We start from the raw sequence: 22,536 nt of genomic DNA, 5'->3' as shown, positions 1-22,536 counted from the left end.
GAAAGACATCAATATCATCTTTATGTTCCCTCATCTGTCAAAGCATCATTGCTTCGCAGGAATTAGCACCGTTTCAGACAAAATACTGTCCAAAGGTTGCCGCGGTTTCTCAGGGCCAGTCCCTCCACCGCTCAAGATAAGAGAAATACATTCATTCAGTTTTAATAGTAAATTGATAGATTAAATAATAGCATTGTTGGTATCTGAAGTCAATGTTTATTTTGGATGCGCCAATCGAGGCTTAGACCCATTTCAATGGCTGTTTACAAACAATTTCCGCTCATATTGCAGCAGGATATGATATATATTTGCAATGGAATGAAAGACATAGACTTTTTCCTTTATTTGTCCCTGATCCTTGATACATAGACAAGGGACACTTTCAATTTTGTTTTCCTGCATGAATGATGGATGAAGCGATGCATTCATTTCCAAAAATATATCTTGCTGATGTACCTCTTCGATTTGATGCAGCATGGATCTCGCCAGCTGGCAGGTACCGCAAAAAGGTGAATGTATAAATAATATATAATGATCCGCTTGCAGCATATCCTTTGTCGCTTTTTCCACTAAATCACCTTCACTTATGCAATGTCAAGCAAGTCCAGGACCGCCTAAAATCAACGGATCCACTTCGATGCCTTTTCTCGTTAAGATGGATGCCAGAATATGGATCGGAGTTTTAGCCACTTCTCTGAATTCACTGCTTACATATATATGTTTCGCATGAGGGAGCTCCTGCCCAAGCTGTTTTCGAAGCTTTATGCCGGAGTCATCCTCGTCCACCAGGATGAATACTTCCTTTTCATCCAGATGATATGTCTCAAGCAATTCATCAAAGCGCTCAATTCCGAATGTACCATTTGTACAAACAATAATAACATGTTCGGTAATTACTTTGCTAATCTGCCGTTTATCTGTCAATCCTTCCACAATAATTATTTTGTCAGCATCAACATGACCCACATAAAGCACCTCGCATCATGAATATTCGAACACCGTTGTTTCCATATTATATGATTTTGCGCTAGAAATAATTATCATTTGGACCAGACTGTAATCGTATGAAGGCATCTCACAATATATAGAAAAAGGCCGACTCATAAAAAATACCAGTCGGCCTTCCATCACTTACAATCAATCATTTTCTGTTGCTTTAATGTATTGATCCGCAGAAAGCAACTCGTCAAATTCTGCTTCATCTGAGGGTTCAACCACGACCATCCAGGCTTTTTCATATGGAGATTCATTAACAAATTCAGGACTATCTTCCAAGTCTTCGTTGATTTCCACCACTTTGCCACTGATCGGGGCATACAATTCAGACACGGTTTTCACAGATTCAACGCTGCCGAATGGCTCATCAGCTTTCAACTCATCTCCGACTTCGGGAAGTTCAACAAAAACGATATCCCCCAGTTCATCTTGTGCGAAATCCGTAATGCCGATTCGGACTTTGTCATTTTCTTTTTTGACCCATTCATGTTCTTCAGAATAAAGCAATTCCTTTGGTGTTTCCATCATTTATCCCTCCATAAATTGCAACCTATCCATGCAATCTTAATATACAAGTTATCAAAGCCTTTTACCAGTACTTCTGCTTCATTACAACCATTCTGCTGCAAATGTATCTTCTTTAAAACCGACAGTTACACGCTGACCGTCTGTTGCGATCGGTCTTTTGATCAGCATGCCGTCTGAGGCAAGTATTGCTGCCATCTCTTCTTCAGAGGCATTGGCAATCTTTTCCTTCATATTCCCTTCGCGGTATTTTTTCCCGCTTGTATTGAAAAACTTCTTGGCTGGCAAGCCACTCTTCCGGATTAGCTTCAACATTTCATCCTTGGTCGGTGTATTCTCCACGATGTGTATGCTCTGGTAGGAAACATGATGTTCATCTAAAAACTTTTTTGCCTTTTTGCACGTTCCGCAATTCGGATACCAGTAAAATCTCAGCGTCATGCAATTCCCTCCATGCTATGTATTAACTGTATTATATCAAAAATTCCTGTCAATTACGACAGAGGAAACCTCGCACTCATTGCATTCGATAAAAAAGTATGGCCCAAACAATACGCCGGGCCATACCTGATACATACGCTGGTGAAATGATGCTGATTTGCCTGCAAGGGACTGGCTGAAAACCCTTCATCTCTACAAACACCGTCCATTTCATTTGTCAAACTGTATATTTTTCGGCTGCAATAATACTTGCTGCAATCTCACGTTTTTTAGCGATAACATTAATTGGAGTATGACGAGTCAGCTTTCTTAAAGAGGAAAGCATCATGCGCAAATTGTCTCCTGTTTCAACTCCGGCCAGGATTTCCTTCGCCCACGCCTCCATCCGGTTGAAGGCTTCTTGGACATAGATTTGGGTGTATAAGAGTTTCTGCTTGTTTTTCTCTTCTCCCGATTTCCCCATAGCTTTTTCAGTACGCAGAACAGCCGCTTCCATGTTATATACTTCAGCTGTCATATCTGCAAGGTTCACAAGGATTTCCTGTTCATTTTCCAATTTTTGCATATACTTTTGTGCAGCAAGACCAGCGCCGAGCAGAATGATTTTCTTCGCATTTTTCAGCAAGTATTTTTCCTGACCCAATGGTTCAGTCCCCGGTTCTTCCGGCATCATCATCATCAGTTCCTCCTGCAGGCTTTGTGCTTTTTGCAGCAAAGGCAATTCACCTTTCATCGCTTTTTTCAACAATGTTCCAGGTACAATCAGGCGATTGATTTCATTTGTTCCTTCAAAAATGCGATTGATACGGGAATCCCGATACATGCGCTCCACTTCGTATTCCTGCATGAATCCATAGCCTCCGTGCATTTGTACCGCTTCATCTACTACATAATCCAAGCACTCAGTTGCAGTATATTTATTCATGGAGCACTCAATCTGGTATTCAGCAATAGCTTTAGCTATTTCGCGTCCATCTTTTAGTTGCTCATTGTTTAATGCTCCCATGCGTTGTTCGAATAAGCCAACTGTACGGTATACCGCACTTTCATTAGCATAAATATGAGATGCCATCGTCGCAAGTTTTTCCTGTGTCAATGTAAAGCTAGATATAGCTTTGCCGAATTGCTTACGCTGGTTAACATATTTTGTTGCAACCTCCAACGCGTGTTTTGATCCGCCAACACCGCCAATCGCCAATTTATAACGTCCGACATTCAAAATATTGAATGCGATTTTATGTCCCTTGCCTTTTTCACCAAGCAGATTTTCTACCGGCACTTCAGCATCTTGCAAAATCAATGTACGGGTGGAAGAACTCTTGATACCCATTTTTTTCTCTTCCGCACCGGTGGAAACTCCCGGAAAATCCCGCTCGACGATGAAAGCAGAGAAATGCTCCCCATCGATTTTGGCGTAAACCGTAAATACATCAGCAAATGCCGAGTTCGTGATCCATTGTTTTTCACCGTTCAACATATAATGTGTACCCGCTTCATTGAGGACAGCTGTTGTTTTGGCGCCCAGTGCATCAGAGCCTGAACCCGGTTCTGTCAATGCATAAGCAGCCAGTAATTCTCCGGAAGCAAGTTTTGGCAGATATTTTTTCTTTTGTTCTTCATTGCCGAAAAAAACAATTGGCAATGAACCGATACCCACATGTGCACCGTGACTGATAGAAAAACCGCCAGCACGGGAAATTTTTTCTGTCACTACGGATGAACTGGTTTTATCCAAGCCGAGCCCGCCATATTCTTCTGGAACATCCACACCCAGCAAGCCAAGTTCGCCAGCTTTTTTCAATAGGTCAACAGAATATTCGAACTCGTGGTTTTCCAGCTTATCAATGACCGGCAATACCTTGCCTGCAACAAAATCCTCCGTTGTTTTAGCGATCATCTTATGTTCATCTGTGAAGTCCTCTGGAGTGATGATATCATCACTGTCCAGATCTTCTATTAAAAAGGCGCCGCCTTTAAATAATTTTTCTTTTGTTTCGCTCATTTTTCATCCTTCTCTCCTTAGAATGATATTTTACCCTCTTAACGTTGCTTATCAGCGTTCTAAGCTAAAGCAGTTCAAATACACCTGCAGCTCCCATCCCACCACCAATACACATGGTGACTACACCAAACTGCGTGTTACGGCGTTTCATCTCATGGATGAGAGTCAGTGTTAATTTTGTCCCCGTCATTCCAAGCGGATGACCAAGTGCAATCGCTCCTCCGTTGACATTGACAATGGCAGGATCTAAGTCAAGTGCACGTATCACTCTGACGGATTGCGAAGCAAAGGCTTCATTCAGCTCAAATAAGCCAATATCAGCTAAAGACAAGCCTGCCTGTTCAACCGCTTTCGGTACCGCTGCCACGGGTCCCACGCCCATAATTTCCGGTTCCACACCAGCAACAGCGAAGGAACGGAATTTCACCAATGGCTGCAAACCTTCTGCATTTGCTTTTTCCTTATTCATGACGAGCACCGTTGCAGCGCCATCACTCATTTGTGATGCGTTTCCTGCCGTGACGGAACCTTTCAAACTGAATGCCGGCCGTAGCTTTGCCAGCACTTCTATGGAAGTATCCGGTCTTACACCCTCATCTTGCGAAAAAGTGAAGGATTTTTCTTCTATTTTATGATTCTTGCTGAATATGTTTTCCGTCACTTCAACAGGGACGATTTCCTCTTTAAATTTGCCATCTTGAATTGCCTGTGCTGCCCGTTTATGGCTTTCTACAGCAAAAGCATCCTGATCTTCCCGGGAGATATCAAAGCGCTTTGCCACTTCTTCAGCCGTATGGCCCATTTGCATATAGTAGCCTGGAGCATTCTGCACTAGTCTGGCATTCGGTTTGATGACATGCCCTCCCATTGGAATCAGGCTCATCGATTCCGCACCACCTGCAAGAATCGTCTCTCCAAATCCGGACATAATCTGCTGTGCAGCATAGGCGATGCTTTGCAGTCCAGAAGAGCAATAGCGATTAATTGTGATACCGGGAACTTCATTTTTCAATCCGGCTAGCCCGGCGATATTTCTCGCCATATTCATACCTTGTTCTGCCTCTGGCATGGCGCACCCGATGATGACATCATCTATGCAGCCCTCATAATTTCCAGCTCTTTTCAGTGTTTCTTTGATCGTCAGGGCCGCCAGATCATCCGGTCGCATATGTGCCAACGACCCTTTATTCGCTTTTCCGACAGGGGTCCTTGCGCCTGCAACAATTACTGCTTCTTTCACGTTCATCCCTCTCTTCCTTAGTTGCGTAATGGTTTTCCCTTAACGAGCATATGCTGCATTCTTGCTTGTGTCTTTGGTTCGCCTATCAGACTCAGGAATGCCTCCCTTTCCAGATCAAGCATATCCTGTTCTGCAATGAGTGAACCTTCGCGTACTCTGCCGCCAGACAAAACAAAAGCAAGTTTTTCCGCGATTTTGACATCATGCGCTGAGGCATAACCGCCGAATTGCAGTGATTTCGCCCCGAGCAGCATTGCTGCATAACCAGGCTCACCTACTACCGGGATTTTTTCAATTTTTGGTGCCAGGTAACTGGTGGCAGCAAGTGCAAGCACTTTTTGCTTCGCATCAAATATTAAATGGTCGAAATTGCTGCTTATCGCATCCTTGCTGTTCAGGAAGCCATTTTCTCTTGCTTCTTCTGCAGATGTCGACACTTTTGCCATAGCTACTTTTTCAAATGCATCATTAGCAACCTTCGTCAAATCGAATTTCACGCCATGTGGCATGTTCCGGAGCATCTTCAAGTAAAGCTCTTTGGTTCCGCCGCCACCCGGAATCAGTCCCACACCGAATTCGACAAGACCCATATATGTTTCAGCTGAAGCTTGAATGGCAGCGGCAGGCAGAGAGATTTCCGCACCGCCTCCGACAGCCATATTGAAAGGTGCGACAACCACCGGTTTTTCGCTATACTTGATTTTTAAAGCCATCTGCTGAAACTTGCGGACAACCATATCAAGTTCAAAATAATTGTCATCCTGGGCTTCAAATAGCATCATAGCCAGGTTGGCACCTACACAAAAGTGCTTGCCTTGATTGCCGATCACCAATCCTTTATAATTTTTATCCACTTCATGCAACGCCTCGTCTACCATTTGAATCATATCCAAACCGATGGCATTGCTTTTGGAATGGAATTCCAGCAGGGCAACATCATCGCCAATATCGATTAAACTTGCACCGGGGTTCTTTTTCAGGACACCTTTCTGGTCCTTCAGGCGTTTTAAATTGATTTCCTTATGGTTGAATTGCTGTTGTCTGTATGAGCTGCCATTATAATAGTAAACGTTTCCATTTTCTGTTTTATAGAATGTATCATTTCCCGCTTCCAGCATGTCTAGGACCCACTGGGACACTTTCTCTCCTTCTTGTTGCATCCGCTTTACTGATTTACGGAGACCGATGACGTCCCATGTTTCAAATGGTCCCATTTCCCAGCCGAAACCCCATTTCATAGCTTGATCAATAGCAGGAATATCATCTGCAATTTCTCCATGAAGTTCAGCTGAATAGCATAGTACCGGCTTGATAATCGACCATATCAAATCCGATGCACGATCGCCTTCTGCATAAACAAGCGTTTTCAATTTATTTTTAGAACCCTTTTGCTGCTTCGCTGTTTCTACAGCAGCAGTTTTCAATTTCTTTCGATCCTGGTACTCCAGCGTTTCCGGGTTTAATTCATAAATGACACTGCCGTCCTGACCTTTTTTCTTGAGGAAAAATCCCTGGCCGCTTTTAGCACCAAGCCAGCCTTTTTCCTGCATTTTTTTCATAAAATCGGGTATCTCGAACACGTTCTTTTCTTTTCCTTCCACCTGGTCATGAACATTCTTGGCAACATGGATAAATGTATCAAGGCCAACAACGTCCAATGTTCGGAACGTGGCGCTTTTTGGTCTGCCGATTAATGGACCTGTGACAGAGTCTACCTCGCCGATACTGTAATTTCCTTCTTTCATGGCTTTGACCGTGACAAGCAAACCGTATGTTCCAATTCGGTTGGCAATGAAATTCGGTGTATCCTTTGCTTCAACAACACCTTTTCCTAATACATCCTGGCCGATCGCTTTCATTTTGGCCAGTACCTCGGGGTCAGTATCCTTTGCAGGAATGATTTCCAGCAACTTCAAATAGCGTGGCGGGTTGAAAAAATGCGTACCCATGAAATGCTTGCGAAAGTCTTCTGAACGCCCTTCAGCCATCTCTTCTACAGATATGCCTGACGTATTCGAGGTAACAATGGTTCCTGGTTTGCGGTATTTTTCCACTTGTTCAAAGACCTTTTGCTTGATTGCGAGATTCTCTACGACCACTTCAATAATCCAATCAACCTGAGCCAATTTTTCCATATCGTCTTCCATGTTGCCTACAGTGATTAAATCCATACTCTTCATAGAAGTGATCGGTGACGGCTTTTGCTTCAAAAGCGCCTTCTTGCTTTGTGCTGCAATTCGGTTTCTTACCGTATTATCTTCCAGTGTCATTCCTTTTTTCTGTTCTGCGGCTGTCAGTTCTCGCGGGACAATATCGAGCATTAAGGTGGGTATGCCGACATTTGCCAAATGGGCTGCAATCGCTGAACCCATGACCCCGGATCCTAGTACTGCCGCCCGCTTGATCGAACATTTCATTTTTTATCCCCCAATCAATTTGAATGAACACTCATTCATTTTATGGTAAAAAGAAAAGATAGTCATTCCTATCTGTCTATTTATAACTATAAATTATTATCAGATATTTCGCAAGTGACAAAATGCATTTTAAAGATTTTTTTCTGCACACTGCTGCATATATGGATTCACTCAAATGGAAAAATCCTACTGTATGAAATAACGTCTTATAAAAATGAGCCGAAAAGTCCGATGATCAGGATTTTCCACTTAACAAAACGTAATGGTTACGATACAATAAGAGTATGTTGTTTTAATATATCAGAATGAAAGAGTTAAAGAAGATGGAAGGGATACGAAACATGGGGAATTCAGTTATCTCAATGAATAATGTCAGTTATACCTATGATCAAAAATTAGTCTTGAAAAATATAAATTTTGAGCTTGCGGAAGGTGCTTTTTTAGGACTGCTTGGGCCGAATGGCGGCGGCAAAACTACTTTAGTCAAATTGATCCTTGGATTGTTAAAACCCACATACGGTTCTGTCCGCTTATATGGAAAACCCGCAGCTCAATTTAAAGATAAATACAGTATCGGATTCGTATCGCAAAAGTCTAATGCTTTTAATAAAGGCTTTCCGGCAACAGTATACGAAGTCGTTTCTATGGGGTTGACTGCCAAGGTCGGATACTTGAGGTTTTTCACCAGAAGACACAAGCAACTTATTTTACGTGCAATCGAACAAGTAGGAATGACTGATTATATTCATACAAATATCGGGGAATTATCAGGTGGGCAGCAGCAGCGTGTGTTCATTGCCCGGGCTTTGGTCAGTGATCCCAAACTATTGATTTTGGACGAGCCTACAGTAGGAGTCGATTCTGCAAACGTACAACGTTTTTATGAATTACTGCATCGCCTCAACAAGGACCAAGGCATCACGATGCTTCTGATCACACATGATACTGGCATCATTACAGAATTTGCCACAGACATTGCCTGCTTGAACCAAACGATTCATTTTCATGGCGAACCGGATGCCTATAGGGCTTTGAATAAAGCTGACTTATCGAATATGTACGGCTACAATGTAAACAAAGTCGTACATGACCATTGAGGTTGGAGGAAATTAGCTATGCTTCATGATTTTTTTGCATTTGATTTTTTACGAAATACTTTTTATACAGGATTGCTGATCGGCTTGATCGCTCCATTACTTGGTACCTTTATTGTTGTCAGGAGATTGTCATTGCTTGCAGATGCACTCTCACATGTGACGCTGGCTGGTATTGCATTCGGTTTATTTCTAGAAAAGAAAACTGCTGTCAGCTTCATTACGCCAATGTATGGAGGCATGTTCTTTTCCGTCGCCGGCTCCATATTTATAGAAAAACTTCGCGGACTTTACAAAGCATATCAGGAAATTGCGATTCCGATCATCTTATCAGGAGGGGTCGGTTTAAGTGTCATTTTCATTTCGCTGGCGAATGGGTTCAATACGGATCTTTTCAACTATTTATTCGGCTCTGTTTCTGCTGTCAGCTACAATGACTTTTTAAGCATACTGGGGATAGCTGTTGTCGTTGTCATCCTGATTGTTCTTTTTTATAAGGAACTCGTCGTTCTGTCTTTTGATGAAGAACACGCGTCTATTTCCGGCATCCATGCCAAGCGCATTCACTTGCTGTTCATCATTCTAACTGCCTTGGTAATTGCAGCTTCTATGCGCATTGTCGGAGTGCTGCTCGTGTCTGCATTAATGACCCTTCCTGTCGCAGCCAGCATGCGTATCGCAAAAAGTTTCAAACAAACTGTCTTTTTTTCAGTCATTTTTGGAGAATTAGCTGTTATGATAGGATTAGTTAGCGGATATTATTTCAGCATTCCACCAGGTGGAACCATCGTGATTGCTTCCATCATCATGCTGCTTACAGTGATTGGTTATAAATCTTTCCAGAAAAATTGGTTGAAGGCGGGGAATAAACAATGAACATGGAAGAAGCTATCGAGCTATTAAAAGAAAAAGGCTATAAAACTACTGGCAGACGCAAAGATATTTTGAAATTCTTTGCTGAGGCGGATGGTTACCGGACAGCAAAGGAATTAATTGCCTTTATCGAACAAAAACAACCGGCCGTAAGTTTTGACACGATTTACCGCAATTTACATCTTTTTCACGAGATGGGCATCCTGGAATCGACTGAACTGGATGGGGAGAAACATTTCCAAATCGCATGCGCGCATCACCATCATCATCATTTCATCTGCCGCCGCTGTGGCAAGACTAAAGAAATCGATGTATGTCCGATGCAAGACATCAACAATCTATTGCCCGGCTGTGTCATAGAAAATCATAAATTTGAAATTTATGGTATTTGCCCACAATGTAAAACTGCTTGATCGCTAACTTAGTTCCTTTCTGAGAGCATTTCTGATGGCTGAAATTCAATAAAAATAAAGCCGGCCGATCTTCGATGTTTTTGGATCGGCCGGCTTTATTCAAGTCAAGATAAATTTAGTTACGAAGCCATGCAATTCGTACGCAGTGTTTGTATCAGTGTAACAAGTTCTTGCCAATCAACCGTATATTTCCGCCAGAACCTTGTCACCCTCCGCATCCAACATATTTTTGTAGATGGTACTTTGAACAGGCTGGTTCATTTGTTGTTTTAAGGCGGTGGTTACTTCTTTTTCTCCAACAATATACGTCTGCTGCCACTCATTTTCTTTTGCCTGCTTGTCCAGCTTTGGTGCGATGGTTTTGTACCATCTCTGCAAATTCGCTTTGAATTTGGCCCTGAATTTATCTTTTTGGGCACCAGCCTTTTGTTTGGCTGCCGCTGCCTGGCCTACTTTTGATGTACTTTGCTTGACATGCCAGTTTTCCTGATCGATATCAAATTCATAATGTGATGTGTTTTCAATACTATTCAACTTCGCTTCAACGACTTTAATCTCATTTTGCTGAACAAGTACAACTCCTATCATCGGATAATTTTGCAAGATAGTTTCCAATTGCGCAGTCTCCGCAGTTTCTTGCCAATAAAATTCTGACTTAACCCTCACTTGCAGGCACTGGGCAAACCACACTTCTTCATCCGCCGTTGCAAAAACAATCACGCTTCGCTGCAAATGCTGTTCATGCTCATCCATGAATTTTTCTACTTTATGTTTGACATGCTGGAAGCTATGCAGTTCCTCCTTATCTTGATCCTTCTGCAGATATTCTTCAAAGTTTCGCATACCGTTCTTGAATTGCAACCGCCATTTGCCGCCTTGCTGATCAGGATCTGTCGGATCGGTGTTCAAGTACATCGTAAATATCTTATTTTTTCCCTCTCTATTGACATTTTCCAGTTGACTGAGTATTTTTTCAAGAGTCATCCGTTGTCTGCACCCCTTTTTTGGTTAATAAATGGATATTTTAATATCTATTTAACCTAATAGGGATAAAATTAAACTTTAAATAGAAATGATCATACTACTTCAGGACGACCTTTTCTTCTACAGGAACATGCACATCGCTTAGAATCTCTTCCACAACTTGCTTTGTTGTTTTTTTCATTGCTCCTTCCATGGTCAACCGCAATCTGTGCGTAAATACATATGGAACAAGCATTTTCAAATCAGCTGGCGTAACAAAATTTTTCCCGCGAATATACGCATACGCTTGAGCAGCGCGCATGAAAGCAAGCGTACCTCTTGGACTGATACCAAGCTCGATATCAGGATGATTTCGTGACTGGCTGACCAGGTCCAGTAAATAATCCATCACTGTCTCACCGACATGAATTTGTTTGACATCATTTTGCATCGCAACAATTTCCTGTAAAGACAAAACGGAAGATATGTCACCATATGGATCAGATGTACGGTAAGATTCCAGAATGTTCTTTTCCTGGGCACGCTGCGGGTACCCCAAATCGATTTGGAACAAAAATCGGTCCAGTTGGGCTTCCGGCAGTGGAAAAGTGCCGTAGTTGCTTTCGACTGGGTTCTGCGTCGCCAACACCATGAATGGCTGATCAATCATTATTGTTTCCCCATCAATAGTCACTTGTGACTCCTCCATCACTTCCAGCAGGCTCGATTGTGTTTTCGGTGTGGCACGATTGATTTCATCTGCCAGTAAAATATTCGTTACAACTGGACCGACACGCAGTTCGAACTCCTGATGTTTAGGATTAAAGAACCTGATTCCAGTCAAATCACTTGGCAGAACATCGGGAGTGAACTGACAGCGGCGGAATTCGCCATCGATAACTTTCGCAAAGGTTTTCGCAAGCTTCGTTTTCCCTGTGCCTGGCACACTCTCCAACAGCACATGGCCTTTCGCCAGCAGGGCAGTCCATATAAGCTCGATTATTTTGGGTCTTGTATAAATGACATGATCCAGGGCTTCTTTAGCTTTTTCTATTTTTTTCATCCTTCGTCCCCTCTTTCATTTTTTGTTTAAAAAGGCGCAGCTTGCTTGTTAATTCATTTATTTCATCTTTGCTGACTTCTTTTTCTCCATACCGGACCTTTTGATAGACTTCCAGCTGATCATCCAAGCCGATCCGTCTTAGCCACTCTTCGACTGTTTCGCTGTACTTTCTCCCGAATTTTTGCTCCCGCATTCCCTTCTCAAATGCCAGCATCATCCTGCGGACAGGATGACGCGGTTTCAAAGCAAACTGCCGCAGTTTATGTTTGAACTTTTTGTGCGCCTCTTTTTCCTTCATTTCTTTTTCAAAGTGCATCCGGGGCAATTGGCTGACTGTCGTATCATATACCTGATGTTTCCGTTTCAAAACACGTACAACCAGGTAGAGCAAAGCAATCAGCAAAAGGGCAATAAACATCCATTTTACATAGGCTGCAGCTTGCTCCGATATGGTCTGCCCGTTGTCACCCGGTTCCGGCAAAAGCCTTTCCCCATTATCTTCCAGCGTTTTTACCTCTTTCGCTTTGAACTTTTGGAAGTCAAAATCTGACAGCTGCAGCAAATATAGTGGCAATGTTGCCACGTAAATCAGCGTGTTGATTATTTTATTCCACAGCCAAAATAGAAACTGATCGCCTTTAACACACAGGAATAAACATACCGGCCCAAGCAGCAGCGAAGGAAAATATAGTACGGTTTTCCATATTTTTGCAGTCTCTTTGCGTGAATTTCTATCCACAGCAATAAACTGGCTTGTAAAATAGCCGCTTATCACGATTAAAAAAATGAAACAAGTATAAACGAACGCCATGGACTCTTTTACTACTATAATATCAAAGGCAGCTACGAAAAAGGCTGCTTTCAGATAAAACAATTCTCTTTCCAATCCAGCCTCCCTGCTGATAGACATATAGCGCCAAGTCAACGCAATAGCCAATACAGCGGATAAGCCAATTGGGATACCACTTGCAATAAAGAGCAACAACAATACCGGCAGCATTGCTAAAAAGATAGTGAACAGCTTTACACTAGTCCTTCGTCTAATAACCGTTATCGTAAGACATACAGCACTTAGAACCAAAAGATAACGCCAATATGGGATGAAGCTATAGCGATAATGCATGACAGGGATGAACAACAAAAACAGTAAATAAGCCTCACAAAGAAAATGATAAGCAGCTTTTATCACTAAACTTTGTCTATTATCCATTTGTGACTGCCTCCTTTACCAAGAACCGTTCCAGTACCGGGGTTCCATCGCGGACGTTCACTTGATAAATACCAGTCTGGCAGGCCCAGGCCGTTAGGATATCACTTGATTGGTTATCCGTATGCCCAACAATCACTATTGTCTTCGATCGTCCAGACTGACTGCTGTTAGACATCAGCATTTGTTCAAAAGGCAGCACCATTCCTTGCGTATGTATTCTCGCAAGCATATCAAGGGCTTGCATGTAATGTACCCTGTCTTCTCCTTCAAGGAGTTTAACGCAACCATTCCTATCGGTTTCACTAAATGTCCGGGCATTGATATACATAGAAAAAGGAAGATTGTTTTTGTAAGCATATTGGCAGAGATAAGCTGTATATGCAAGCAAGTCTTCAAGCCTGCTGCTTGTGCTCCCGTAAATGGAAGATGGCTCCGGGGCGATATTAATCATAAAAACATAAGATCTATCCACCACTTTTTCGAAAACATTCGTTTGCAATTCTTGTGTTTTCGCAGTGGCCTTCCAGTTGATTCTGTAAAACGGATCTCCCGGCTGATAATCCCTGACACCAATCCTGTTTTGTATATTCTCAAACATGGCCATATTGGTTACGGCTGTTCCCTCATTCATTTTAACCAGCTTTTCTATCCCTGCTACTTGCCGCGGCTCGGGATAAATGAGTATTTCCAGAGGGTAAAATGCATCATAAGTAAGCTCGGCTGAATGAAAGCTTGTCAAGTGGGCAAATGTAAAAGAAATATTTCTCAGTGTGACAACACCGCGCTTTTGCGCCTGAACCGGCACCTGCAGCTTTGTCCTGCCCTTCGCTGCGATCGTTAACGGGATCTCATATGTATGTATATATCTGCCTTTAGAATGCAGATAATCCACTGAAGTGATAGAAGACCCAGACTGAAAACGAAAAACACCGTTCAAATACGGAAATACGGCATTATTTGCAAATATAAAAGGCAACTCTGTTTCATCTTGTGGAAACAGACGAATTGTTTTCCGTTCGTTATTCATGGAAAGTTTTTTATCCAATTGACGGTCATAAAAGGAATGCAGCAAAAAATATCCCGACAAGAGCAATACAAACGCTAAAAGAATCGTCCATTTGAAAATCATCCCTCCCACCAGAAGGAAAACAAGGCCTATCAACAAAAAATCCATATTGACAGAAGGATTAAAAGTCACTCCTTTTTTCCACATCCCAGCACCCCGGTTTCTTAAATATAATCCCGTTCATCATTTAATTATTCTAAATAATAATACTAATCCTACATACGTACATCAAATAAAAAGGTTTCAAAAAAACTTTCCTTATATAAGTAAGGAAAGTTTTTTTGGTGTTTCTCTACATTCTATTTTTCTTGAAATGCTCCCTCGAAAACAAACGATTCAATCGGTTTCCGGTCAGATGGTTTTTCACGTTCATGGTAGCTTTCTTCAAGCAATTCCTTTTCTCCCTGATAGCCGACAGCGACGATAGCATTGACGAAATAATTCTCAGGGATGCCCAACGCCTCTTTCGCCTTTTCCCTGTCAAATCCACCCATTCCATGAGTGATTAGCCCTTTACGTGTCGCCTCCAGAGCCAAAAATCCCCAAGCAGCCCCTGTATCAAATGAATGTGTCGGATTCGCTCCGCCAAATCGCTCTTCATCTGTTTTTGAAATAATAGCGACAAGTACCGGGGCTTTTTTACACCAAACTACATTTGACTCATTGATAAATGAAATGAACTTTTCACGGTCCTCGTCTTTTCTGGCAAATACAAAGCGCCACGGCTGTACATTTGCTGCTGAAGGGGCCCATCTTGCCGCTTCAAATAAACTGTGCAACACATCATTGGGCACTTCTTTATCCAAGAATGATCTTGGAGACCAGCGCTTCGTATAAATCGGATCGATCTGATATGCTGTCTTACGTATTTCCTGCAATAAATCCACGTATATACCTCCTGAAAATATATGAATTGATATTTTTCAAAAAAAGAAGCCTTTATAGATTATACTAGATAGCCCATACAGTGAGAAACATTATGCTCAAAAGGGAAACACGCATTTGAACCATCAAAAAGGACTGTCCCGAAGCCTTGAGGAAGACTTCGGGACAGTCCCTACTTCATATTTCATTAATTCACACGGCGTACATGTCCGCTAAAAACGCTCTTCCAGTATGAATTATTCATACTTGCAACGCCCACGCCACTATCTTGGGCACCGATAAAGTTTCCGCCGCCTACATAGATTCCAACATGTCCGTCATGCTTATAAGTGTTGAAGAATACCAAATCACCAGGTTTAATATTGCTATAAGAGACCTTTGTTCCAACACCCGACATAGCTGATGTACTGGATGGGAGTGATACTCCTGCCTGACCATATGCCCATGACACAAAGCCTGAACAGTCAAATCCGCCTGGAGATTTTCCGCCCCATACATAAGGTGTACCTACTACACTGTAGCCAGCGCTGATGGCAGAACCGCCATGTGCCGCTGGTGCAGGATTCGATGCTGCTTTAGCAACAGTCTTAGGAGCATTGGTTTGCTTAGTAGATGTTGTTGTTTTTGATGTCGTTGCTTTTGCCTTTGATGTCGAAGCAGTTGTTTTTGTTTCTGCCGGTTCTGATGCAGCTGGTGAATCGGCAGTGTCAGCATCATTCTTCTCAGCGGTCGTACTTGCAACCTGTACTTCTGGTGCAGGTGCAGTTGCTTCAGCAATGCTTTCTTTTACATCAGCTTCCAGAGAAGCAAGCTTGCTGTCTTTTATTTTAAGTTCATCTTTCTTCTGTTCCAACTCTGCTTTTTTATCCTTCAGCGTTACTTTCTTACTTTCATTTTCTTTCTTCTGGCTCAGAATTGTTTGCTGGATGCCTTTCAATTCTGCTTGCATGTCTTTCAGATCGCCAAGCTTCTTTTCGACTTGTTTTTTATCTTTTTCGATTTGTTTCATCAAGTCCTGATCGGACTCTGTGATTTTAGAAACGGCTGACACACGGCCGATGAAATCACTGAAGCTCTTAGAACCAAGCAGCACATCCAGATATCCGATGTTACCGCCGCTTTTTTGATAAGATGAAGCACGCTCTTTCAAAATCTCGAAACGCTTATCGATTGATTTTTGCAGCTCATCAATTTTATTTTTAGTAGATTTAATAGATTGTTTTGTTTCACCAATTTTATCTGAGTTCTTCTGCAAAGCAGCCTCTGTTTTGGAAATTTCATTTTGAAGTTTTTCCAAATCCATCAACACCTTCGTAATCTTAGCTTCAGATTTTGATAGATTCGACTTGACAGAAGAACGTTCATTTTGAATTTCTGATTGTTTGCTATGTAATTGATCAAGTGTTTCAGCATGGATAGGCTGTGTAAAAAGAGCACTGCTCAAACCAACTACAGAAACTGTAGCTAATGTCATAATTGTTTTCTTCAATCTTTTTTCCCCGCTTCCCCCTTGCCGCACCTGCATCTATCTCTATCTATTCATATGATGTGATCATCTATGTAATTGCAGTGAGACAATATGTATATGTATTATTATTGTGATCTCTATCGATTTCACAAATGAAGTATAACATGTGATGATTTCACTATTGTTATGATAATGTTACAAATACATTTCAAAAGATACGAAAATCGGCTTTTTTCACAGTTATACCCATTACATTTGCATTTTTTTCACCAAAATCACTCGAAAATTGTCTTAATAAAAGCTTGATGAAATGGGGGTTGGGGAGATTTTGTCGTATGACGGAGCCTGCGTTATTTTAATAAAGCAGATTCTAAAACATCTTCATAAAAAAGTATTATTTTTTTCCTATCAAGTCTTCCATGGAGGAAGAATTTTACAATACAAATTCCTGTCTATCTATTAAAACTTGGAATATCTGCTGGACCGATTATACCAATCCTTGTTGGAAGGCATAGATGACAGCCTGCGTACGATCCGCCACTTCCAGCTTAGCAAGGATGCTGCTGACATGTACCTTGACAGTTTTAAGGGAGATGAAAAGCTGATCCGCGATTTCTTGGTTCGATTTTCCTTCGGACATCCGCAGCAGTACTTCCATCTCTCGGCTCGTCAACTGCTCGTGTAGCATTGGACTGCTCTGCCGCCGCATCTGATTCATCAATTTCCCGGTAACTTCAGGCTCTAAAACGGGTTCACCACCATATGTTTTGCGTATTGCATTAGCTATTTCGCTCGCTTTAGACGTTTTCAACATATAGCTTGTGGCCCCCGCCTCCAATGCAGGATAAACTTTTTCGTCATCCAAAAAACTTGTGACGATAATAATCTTTGCTTCTGGCCATTTTGCCATAATATGTTTGGTTGCTTCGATCCCGTCCATTTCTTTCATGACAAGATCCAGCAAAATAATGTCAGGCTTGAGCTGCAGTGCTTTTTCAACAGCTTCAGCCCCATCATCCGCCTCTGCGATTACTTCCATATCCGCCTGGGCACTTAAATAAGAAGCTACCCCTATTCGAACCATTTCGTGGTCATCTGCAAACAATATACTAATCATCTGTCGATTCCTCCTTGCCGATATGTGGGATTTTGACTTCCAAACGAGTTCCTTCCTTAGGCAAACTGATGATTTTCAATATACCCCCAACTTCCTCGGCCCTTTCCTGCATATTATTCAATCCATACGATCCCGTTTTCGCTTTGGCTAAATCGAAACCGATACCATCATCTACCACACGCAAAATGATGTGTTCATCTCGTTTGATCAGCATGATTTGCAGTTTGGAAGCCTTGGCGTGGCGTAAAGTGTTAGAGACAGATTCCTGTAAAATCCTGAAAAGCTGATCCTCCACACCCTTTTCCACTGCAAAATTTTCCACTTTCCATGTGATTTGCAACGGCACTTTCTGCGCTAGTTCCTGCAGCAGCTGTTTTGTTCCTTCTTGTATGGTTTTATTTTTCAATGCAACAGGTCTGAGATGAAGCAACAGCGCCCGCATTTCAAGCTGAGATTGTTGAATCATTTTTTCGACTAGCTTCAATTGCCGTTGTGCCGGTTCTTTCGGAGGATTCGTTTCAATAATAGCAGACATCATCATCGAAGCAGCGAATAATTCCTGGCTGACAGAGTCATGCAATTCGCGAGCCAAACGGTTTCTTTCCTGCAGAACGATATCCTGGAATTTTTCTCTTTCTGTCACTCTTTCAGTCGCGGTTTTACGTGCCAGCTGAGCGTGTTGTTGTAATTTTTGCTGAATAAAACGCATTTGTATTTCTATCTTGTCCAGCTCTGTATATGGATTTTGTTCCTCTGTCAGCTGTCCCTTGACGATTTCAGATAATCTTCTTTCTACATGCTTCATTCTTTGTTGCCAATACCAAGCAAGCGAGATGCCAAGTACTAGTCCGGCCACCAAAGCCAGACTTGCAACAACGATGATAAACGGAATATCGAAGAAGGAAATTGTCCACAGCAATGATATATGTTTCAGCGGAAAAGCTGCCAGCATGATGGCGATAACAATTCCTGTCAACAGAAAGCTGAATATGATAGAAGTGATCACGTGACGAAGGAAGGTATTCATATCCGCCTCACCTCGATATCACCCGAAAACAAACTTGTTACGATTTTCACGCGCGGGCCTTTCTGATCGTAGTTCTCTGTTTTAAAGGTGACCGTTTGATTTGCCAGCTTACGATGTCGTTTCCCAAAAACTTGGAATCGTCCAAAAACGACACTGTGGTGGATGCAGACTTCTACTTCATAAGGAACAAGTATCTCAATATTTCCAGAAAGATGCCGAATGGAAATGACTGCAGTATCCCCAGGGAGCACTGTATTGCTCAAGTCAATGATACGGTCGCCGATTCCGCCATGAATGTTAATATCGTTCCACTTGTATGCATGGTCCGACGTTTTTTGTGTTCCGAACAATCGCAAATCAAACAAAGGTGCTACTTCGTAGACTTCTTCATCAGCGCTTTTCATTTCGATTGTCGGTTGTATATAATCAGCCTCTTTCTTCCTATGCCAGTATTCCAGGACAAACCAGACAATTGCTGCGATAAGCAAAAACCTGACTGCAAGCAAATTCAGCACGGAAAAAACAAATATGATTGCACCAATCCAAAATAAGATTTTCCCCCATAATTGCCTAAAATGTTTATAACCGATATAGACCATACAAGCAGAAAAAAGTGCCGGAATGATCATGCCCCCATGAAAAAAAGAAATTTCAACGAGAAAAAGGATTACCCCTATGATGAGAATCCAATTCAATCTATCAGTGGAAAGTCTGTCAAACAAGTGATAATCCCCTTTCTGCAAATACTGATGCTTACTTAACTGCATAGTACTACAAAGCAGTATACATGACGTTGTGTAAAAAAGGATCACTATGCCTTTATAAATATCATATTCTCTTGTGCCAGTTGCTAGAAAATGCAAAATAATTGTTCCTTAGCAAGTAACTGACAAAATAAGGAAAGCAGACACATGTCCTGTGCCTGCTAAGTATAGCATGTTTTTCAATTGCCGGCATCGGTTAGAGACCCGTATAGGAGAGGTTTTTTGGGCTCATTGCTGCACGGTCAGGATTCGTCCATCTCTTTTTCCAGACGTGCAATTTTACTGTCGAATGTACTTCTATAGTATGCACTGTTCACTTTATACTCCAGGTTTTCCATGTATCTCTCTAATTCAGCAAACTTTGAAAAAGGTTTATCCGATGATTCATCCAATACCCGGTTTATTTGGTGATTGGCATGAATCATGTTCTCTCTGCCCATCAATTCCATCCTGCGTAAGTGCATATCTTTGAGCTTATGTTTCATTTCTTCATATTTCCGCTCTAAAGATTCAAGCTGTGCTGCTGCATCGTCTTTAGCTGTCTTCATCCGGGAAGCTCTTGCATTGTATTCTTCAAATTCTTTTACAGCAAAGTCGCGCATCTCTTCTTCTCCCGCTCTTTCTGCGATGTCAGCTTGTTTCTTGCGTTTGTCCGCTAGCTCCTGTGCCTTCAAATATTCACTGGCAAATTGCTCCTTCAAACGGTGTTGGCGTTCAATCAAGCGACGTACTTTCTCTTTTTCCTGTTCACTTTGGCGCAAATATTGATTTAACGCAGTAATCGGGCTGCGTTGTTCCTTTTGATCAAGCAGTTGATGAATATCTGCTGAAATCGAGTCCTTTATTCTGGTGAATACATTTGTCATAATTATTCGCTCCTTCTTCATTAATAATGGTTCATTTGTGACCATTGCTGTTCAAATTGATTGAAAGGATCGGTGTCCTTGGGATCCGCATCTATGATGTTATCTGTCTTTTTCCACTTCTTAATCAAGACATACAACACATAAGCCGCTACAAAACCGACTACAGCATACACATTGGCAAGCGTCACCGATAAAACAACCAGACCAACGATGAACCAACCAATTTTACCTGCTGTCGATTCGCTTTTCATAAATTGTTTGAACACGATGTAAAGTAATCCCACTCCCGCGACGAGCAAGATCATCGGCCCAATGTTGAATAAAAGCACGAGACCAGCCGTCAATGCACCGACAAAAAATAAAAACTTTTTCATATCGTTTCCTCCTTCCGTATCTCTATCATACGAAATAGATGGAAACCTCATAATGTACCTAAGGCATATTTTGTATAAGACTTAAGGCGTATATATGGGGATTTTCAATGCAACGAAGTTGAGCAGCTGGGTCTATTTCGAGCAAACTCAGGATCTGCGAGCGAAACTAATCGATTTCAAACAGCTTCCCGGATTCATGAGCGCCCCAAATGCATTTCGTGCGACACCTATTAATCCAACCCAAAAAGCAGTAATCTCTTGGGATCACTGCTTCAGCATTTTATTGCGTATCCAAACGACCAGCAAGAGGAGAATACCTGCACCGAGGGATAAGTATACAATTGATGAGTAAATTTCCATGTAGTAGAAAATCTTTGTCCAGGAATTGCCTAGTAATACGCCAATGTATACGAGCAGGAAATTCCAAATCAGTGTTCCAATCAACGTCAACGTTGTAAACAAGGTAACGTTCATTTTCGTCATACCAGCAGGAATGGAGATCACACTGCGAACTAATGGAATCATTCGGCAAAACAACACTGTCCATGGTCCATATTTCAAAAACCAGTCATTACCGCGTTCCAAATCCTTTTTTTTGAATGGAAAAATCCTGCGATGCCGGTCCACCATGTCCCCGAGTCTCTCTACGGATAACATCCTTCCCGCCACATAAAGGATAACGGCTCCCAGCAAGGAACCTGTCGTCGATGTAACCAGAACACCAGTGAATGTCATTGAAGTATAGCTTGTCATAAACCCGCCGAAAGGAAGTATCACCTCAGACGGGATGGGGGGAAACAGATTTTCCAGAGCCATCATCAGTAGAATGCCAGCATAACCAAACTGCTCCATCACTTCCATAATCCAGTTCTGCAAAAAAATCAACCTCTTTTTATGATATTTAAACTTGTCCTTTTCTTAAATATAGCAAGTTTTATCCAATTTATGACTGCCATCTGTGTGCATTTTCAAGAGAATTAACAATAGAAGGTATGCCTTTATGCCTTGCACCATGATACACACAAACAATGAAAAAGGTGTGATCCCACGGATTTGGGACCGCACCTTAAAACCATTGCAACGAGTACGCTCATTTTGAAGTATCTTGTTCTTTCGTTTCATTCATGTCGTCTATCAATTTTTCAGCTGCTCGTTTATAGAAGTTGCTAATATTGGCAAATGAAGTAATCAGCAACAATCGATGCATATCATCTTTATCAGCGGCATCGGATTCTTTAAGCATGCTATCGAGAATTTCAACATTTTCCTGCATGCTTTTCTTTGTTCCAAACGCATCCTTTTCTCTCATATGCAGAAATGTTTCATACAACTGATCCAAATCCAGTCCATCTTCAAAAACTTTTTGGTTCAGCGGCCCCAGTAAATCCTTGATATCACTAATTGAAAGCACGGATTTGAGTTGGTAAATCAAGCTGATTAATATCAGATGCTCCTTTGTATAGCGTTTATTTTGTATTGGAAAAAACAATTTCCCTTTTGCATAATTATTAATCATTGTTTTGGTCAAAATTTTTTCTTCGTCATTCCGCTTACTACCAGCGAATTTTTTTTCAAATAATTGGATAACCTGATCCATGTATAAGTCAATATCCGGAATATCTTCTAAGGATAAATAATGATCAAGATTCATTTCTTCAAGCAGCTGGCTTGCATCTTTTTTCATAGATTCCGTTCTCCTTCAAATAATCTGTATATCCATTATACCGAAAAA

Annotated in this window: 23 protein-coding genes and 1 riboswitch; of the genes, 3 read left to right on the top strand and 20 right to left on the bottom strand. The window is 41.7% G+C overall.

Features of this window, described 5'->3' with window-relative positions:
- Nucleotides 1-27: 27 nt before the first annotated feature.
- Nucleotides 28-143: riboswitch (SAM riboswitch) on the bottom strand.
- Nucleotides 144-252: 109 nt separating this feature from the next.
- The 7 genes from ACFSMW_RS01605 to ACFSMW_RS01575 all read right to left on the bottom strand — a co-directional run bounded on the left by ACFSMW_RS01605 (nucleotide 253) and on the right by ACFSMW_RS01575 (nucleotide 7,621).
- Nucleotides 253-570, bottom strand: coding sequence for a thioredoxin family protein (locus ACFSMW_RS01605; protein WP_390352428.1), 318 nt, complete (start codon nucleotides 568-570; stop codon nucleotides 253-255).
- A gap of 24 nt (nucleotides 571-594) precedes the next feature.
- The gene (locus tag ACFSMW_RS01600; protein WP_390352426.1) at nucleotides 595-966 is read right to left on the bottom strand and encodes a toprim domain-containing protein; all 372 of its coding nucleotides are present in this window, start codon (nucleotides 964-966) and stop codon (nucleotides 595-597) included.
- A 171-nt stretch (nucleotides 967-1,137) separates the two neighbouring features.
- The gene (gene gcvH, locus ACFSMW_RS01595) at nucleotides 1,138-1,521 is read right to left on the bottom strand and encodes a glycine cleavage system protein GcvH (protein ID WP_390353875.1); all 384 of its coding nucleotides are present in this window, start codon (nucleotides 1,519-1,521) and stop codon (nucleotides 1,138-1,140) included.
- 84 nt (nucleotides 1,522-1,605) lie between these two features.
- Entirely contained in the window at nucleotides 1,606-1,962 is a 357-nt protein-coding gene (locus ACFSMW_RS01590) for an arsenate reductase family protein (protein ID WP_390352424.1), read from the bottom strand.
- A 217-nt stretch (nucleotides 1,963-2,179) separates the two neighbouring features.
- The gene (locus tag ACFSMW_RS01585; RefSeq protein WP_390352423.1) at nucleotides 2,180-3,964 is read right to left on the bottom strand and encodes an acyl-CoA dehydrogenase family protein; all 1,785 of its coding nucleotides are present in this window, start codon (nucleotides 3,962-3,964) and stop codon (nucleotides 2,180-2,182) included.
- Nucleotides 3,965-4,028: 64 nt separating this feature from the next.
- Nucleotides 4,029-5,204, bottom strand: coding sequence for an acetyl-CoA C-acetyltransferase (locus ACFSMW_RS01580; RefSeq protein WP_390352422.1), 1,176 nt, complete (start codon nucleotides 5,202-5,204; stop codon nucleotides 4,029-4,031).
- A gap of 17 nt (nucleotides 5,205-5,221) precedes the next feature.
- Nucleotides 5,222-7,621 carry a 3-hydroxyacyl-CoA dehydrogenase/enoyl-CoA hydratase family protein gene (locus ACFSMW_RS01575; protein ID WP_390352420.1) on the bottom strand — a complete coding sequence of 800 codons (2,400 nt, stop codon included), beginning with the start codon at nucleotides 7,619-7,621 and terminating at the stop codon, nucleotides 5,222-5,224.
- Between the two features lie 341 nt (nucleotides 7,622-7,962).
- On the opposite strand from ACFSMW_RS01575, the gene ACFSMW_RS01570 reads away from it, so the two are divergent.
- The 3 genes from ACFSMW_RS01570 to ACFSMW_RS01560 are packed head-to-tail and all read left to right on the top strand — an operon-like array spanning nucleotide 7,963 to nucleotide 10,001.
- A complete protein-coding gene (locus tag ACFSMW_RS01570) occupies nucleotides 7,963-8,718 on the top strand; it encodes a metal ABC transporter ATP-binding protein (RefSeq protein ID WP_390352418.1) in 756 nt (251 codons plus the stop codon).
- Between the two features lie 18 nt (nucleotides 8,719-8,736).
- Nucleotides 8,737-9,591 (top strand): metal ABC transporter permease, encoded by an 855-nt coding sequence (locus ACFSMW_RS01565; protein WP_390352416.1) that lies wholly within the window; start codon nucleotides 8,737-8,739, stop codon nucleotides 9,589-9,591.
- Entirely contained in the window at nucleotides 9,588-10,001 is a 414-nt protein-coding gene (locus ACFSMW_RS01560; RefSeq protein WP_390352415.1) for a Fur family transcriptional regulator, read from the top strand. Before ACFSMW_RS01565 ends, ACFSMW_RS01560 begins: the two co-directional genes overlap by 4 nt.
- A gap of 177 nt (nucleotides 10,002-10,178) precedes the next feature.
- Here the strand turns inward: ACFSMW_RS01560 and ACFSMW_RS01555 are convergent, their stop codons facing one another.
- The 13 genes from ACFSMW_RS01555 to ACFSMW_RS01495 all read right to left on the bottom strand — a co-directional run bounded on the left by ACFSMW_RS01555 (nucleotide 10,179) and on the right by ACFSMW_RS01495 (nucleotide 22,488).
- The gene (locus tag ACFSMW_RS01555) at nucleotides 10,179-10,985 is read right to left on the bottom strand and encodes a VLRF1 family aeRF1-type release factor (protein WP_390352413.1); all 807 of its coding nucleotides are present in this window, start codon (nucleotides 10,983-10,985) and stop codon (nucleotides 10,179-10,181) included.
- Between the two features lie 97 nt (nucleotides 10,986-11,082).
- Nucleotides 11,083-12,027: an AAA family ATPase gene (locus ACFSMW_RS01550; protein ID WP_390352411.1), complete on the bottom strand. Its 945-nt coding sequence runs from the start codon at nucleotides 12,025-12,027 to the stop codon at nucleotides 11,083-11,085.
- Nucleotides 12,005-13,237 carry a DUF4129 domain-containing protein gene (locus ACFSMW_RS01545; RefSeq protein ID WP_390352409.1) on the bottom strand — a complete coding sequence of 411 codons (1,233 nt, stop codon included), beginning with the start codon at nucleotides 13,235-13,237 and terminating at the stop codon, nucleotides 12,005-12,007. The genes ACFSMW_RS01550 and ACFSMW_RS01545 overlap by 23 nt, the downstream gene beginning before the upstream one ends.
- On the bottom strand, nucleotides 13,230-14,450 hold the full coding sequence (locus ACFSMW_RS01540; RefSeq protein WP_390352407.1) for a DUF58 domain-containing protein: 1,221 nt from the start codon (nucleotides 14,448-14,450) through the stop codon (nucleotides 13,230-13,232). The genes ACFSMW_RS01545 and ACFSMW_RS01540 overlap by 8 nt, the downstream gene beginning before the upstream one ends.
- A 152-nt stretch (nucleotides 14,451-14,602) precedes the next feature.
- Nucleotides 14,603-15,190 carry a nitroreductase family protein gene (locus ACFSMW_RS01535; RefSeq protein WP_390352405.1) on the bottom strand — a complete coding sequence of 196 codons (588 nt, stop codon included), beginning with the start codon at nucleotides 15,188-15,190 and terminating at the stop codon, nucleotides 14,603-14,605.
- 185 nt (nucleotides 15,191-15,375) lie between these two features.
- Nucleotides 15,376-16,677, bottom strand: coding sequence for a C40 family peptidase (locus ACFSMW_RS01530; protein WP_390352404.1), 1,302 nt, complete (start codon nucleotides 16,675-16,677; stop codon nucleotides 15,376-15,378).
- A gap of 466 nt (nucleotides 16,678-17,143) precedes the next feature.
- Entirely contained in the window at nucleotides 17,144-17,773 is a 630-nt protein-coding gene (locus tag ACFSMW_RS01525; protein WP_390352402.1) for a response regulator, read from the bottom strand.
- Nucleotides 17,766-18,800, bottom strand: coding sequence for a histidine kinase (locus tag ACFSMW_RS01520; protein ID WP_390352400.1), 1,035 nt, complete (start codon nucleotides 18,798-18,800; stop codon nucleotides 17,766-17,768). The genes ACFSMW_RS01525 and ACFSMW_RS01520 overlap by 8 nt, the downstream gene beginning before the upstream one ends.
- Nucleotides 18,797-19,522, bottom strand: a complete 726-nt coding sequence (gene liaF / locus ACFSMW_RS01515) for a cell wall-active antibiotics response protein LiaF (RefSeq protein ID WP_390352398.1) — start codon at nucleotides 19,520-19,522, stop codon at nucleotides 18,797-18,799. Before liaF ends, ACFSMW_RS01520 begins: the two co-directional genes overlap by 4 nt.
- A gap of 284 nt (nucleotides 19,523-19,806) precedes the next feature.
- Nucleotides 19,807-20,430 carry a PspA/IM30 family protein gene (locus ACFSMW_RS01510; protein ID WP_390352396.1) on the bottom strand — a complete coding sequence of 208 codons (624 nt, stop codon included), beginning with the start codon at nucleotides 20,428-20,430 and terminating at the stop codon, nucleotides 19,807-19,809.
- 20 nt (nucleotides 20,431-20,450) lie between these two features.
- Nucleotides 20,451-20,804, bottom strand: coding sequence for a lmo0954 family membrane protein (locus tag ACFSMW_RS01505; protein ID WP_390352395.1), 354 nt, complete (start codon nucleotides 20,802-20,804; stop codon nucleotides 20,451-20,453).
- A gap of 264 nt (nucleotides 20,805-21,068) precedes the next feature.
- Entirely contained in the window at nucleotides 21,069-21,680 is a 612-nt protein-coding gene (locus tag ACFSMW_RS01500; RefSeq protein ID WP_390352393.1) for a DedA family protein, read from the bottom strand.
- A 214-nt stretch (nucleotides 21,681-21,894) separates the two neighbouring features.
- A complete protein-coding gene (locus ACFSMW_RS01495) occupies nucleotides 21,895-22,488 on the bottom strand; it encodes a DUF1836 domain-containing protein (protein WP_390352391.1) in 594 nt (197 codons plus the stop codon).
- Nucleotides 22,489-22,536: the final 48 nt, after the last annotated feature.

Origin of the sequence: Tigheibacillus halophilus (genome assembly GCF_042683165.1) — a bacterium.
GTDB lineage: Bacteria > Bacillota > Bacilli > Bacillales > Amphibacillaceae > Tigheibacillus > Tigheibacillus halophilus.
This window is presented reverse-complemented; position numbering and strand designations above follow the sequence as displayed.

Coding starts and splice junctions, on each gene's coding strand:
- ACFSMW_RS01510 (WP_390352396.1), bottom strand. CDS start 20,430: ATGACAAATGTATTCACCAGAATAAAGGACTCGATTTCAGCAGATATT.
- ACFSMW_RS01545 (WP_390352409.1), bottom strand. CDS start 13,237: ATGGATAATAGACAAAGTTTAGTGATAAAAGCTGCTTATCATTTTCTT.
- ACFSMW_RS01590 (WP_390352424.1), bottom strand. CDS start 1,962: ATGACGCTGAGATTTTACTGGTATCCGAATTGCGGAACGTGCAAAAAG.
- ACFSMW_RS01560 (WP_390352415.1), top strand. CDS start 9,588: ATGAACATGGAAGAAGCTATCGAGCTATTAAAAGAAAAAGGCTATAAA.
- ACFSMW_RS01540 (WP_390352407.1), bottom strand. CDS start 14,450: ATGTGGAAAAAAGGAGTGACTTTTAATCCTTCTGTCAATATGGATTTT.
- gcvH (WP_390353875.1), bottom strand. CDS start 1,521: ATGGAAACACCAAAGGAATTGCTTTATTCTGAAGAACATGAATGGGTC.
- ACFSMW_RS01585 (WP_390352423.1), bottom strand. CDS start 3,964: ATGAGCGAAACAAAAGAAAAATTATTTAAAGGCGGCGCCTTTTTAATA.
- ACFSMW_RS01565 (WP_390352416.1), top strand. CDS start 8,737: ATGCTTCATGATTTTTTTGCATTTGATTTTTTACGAAATACTTTTTAT.
- ACFSMW_RS01550 (WP_390352411.1), bottom strand. CDS start 12,027: ATGAAAAAAATAGAAAAAGCTAAAGAAGCCCTGGATCATGTCATTTAT.
- ACFSMW_RS01575 (WP_390352420.1), bottom strand. CDS start 7,621: ATGAAATGTTCGATCAAGCGGGCGGCAGTACTAGGATCCGGGGTCATG.
- ACFSMW_RS01525 (WP_390352402.1), bottom strand. CDS start 17,773: ATGATTAGTATATTGTTTGCAGATGACCACGAAATGGTTCGAATAGGG.
- ACFSMW_RS01570 (WP_390352418.1), top strand. CDS start 7,963: ATGGGGAATTCAGTTATCTCAATGAATAATGTCAGTTATACCTATGAT.
- ACFSMW_RS01505 (WP_390352395.1), bottom strand. CDS start 20,804: ATGAAAAAGTTTTTATTTTTTGTCGGTGCATTGACGGCTGGTCTCGTG.
- ACFSMW_RS01555 (WP_390352413.1), bottom strand. CDS start 10,985: ATGACTCTTGAAAAAATACTCAGTCAACTGGAAAATGTCAATAGAGAG.
- ACFSMW_RS01520 (WP_390352400.1), bottom strand. CDS start 18,800: ATGAATACCTTCCTTCGTCACGTGATCACTTCTATCATATTCAGCTTT.
- ACFSMW_RS01495 (WP_390352391.1), bottom strand. CDS start 22,488: ATGAAAAAAGATGCAAGCCAGCTGCTTGAAGAAATGAATCTTGATCAT.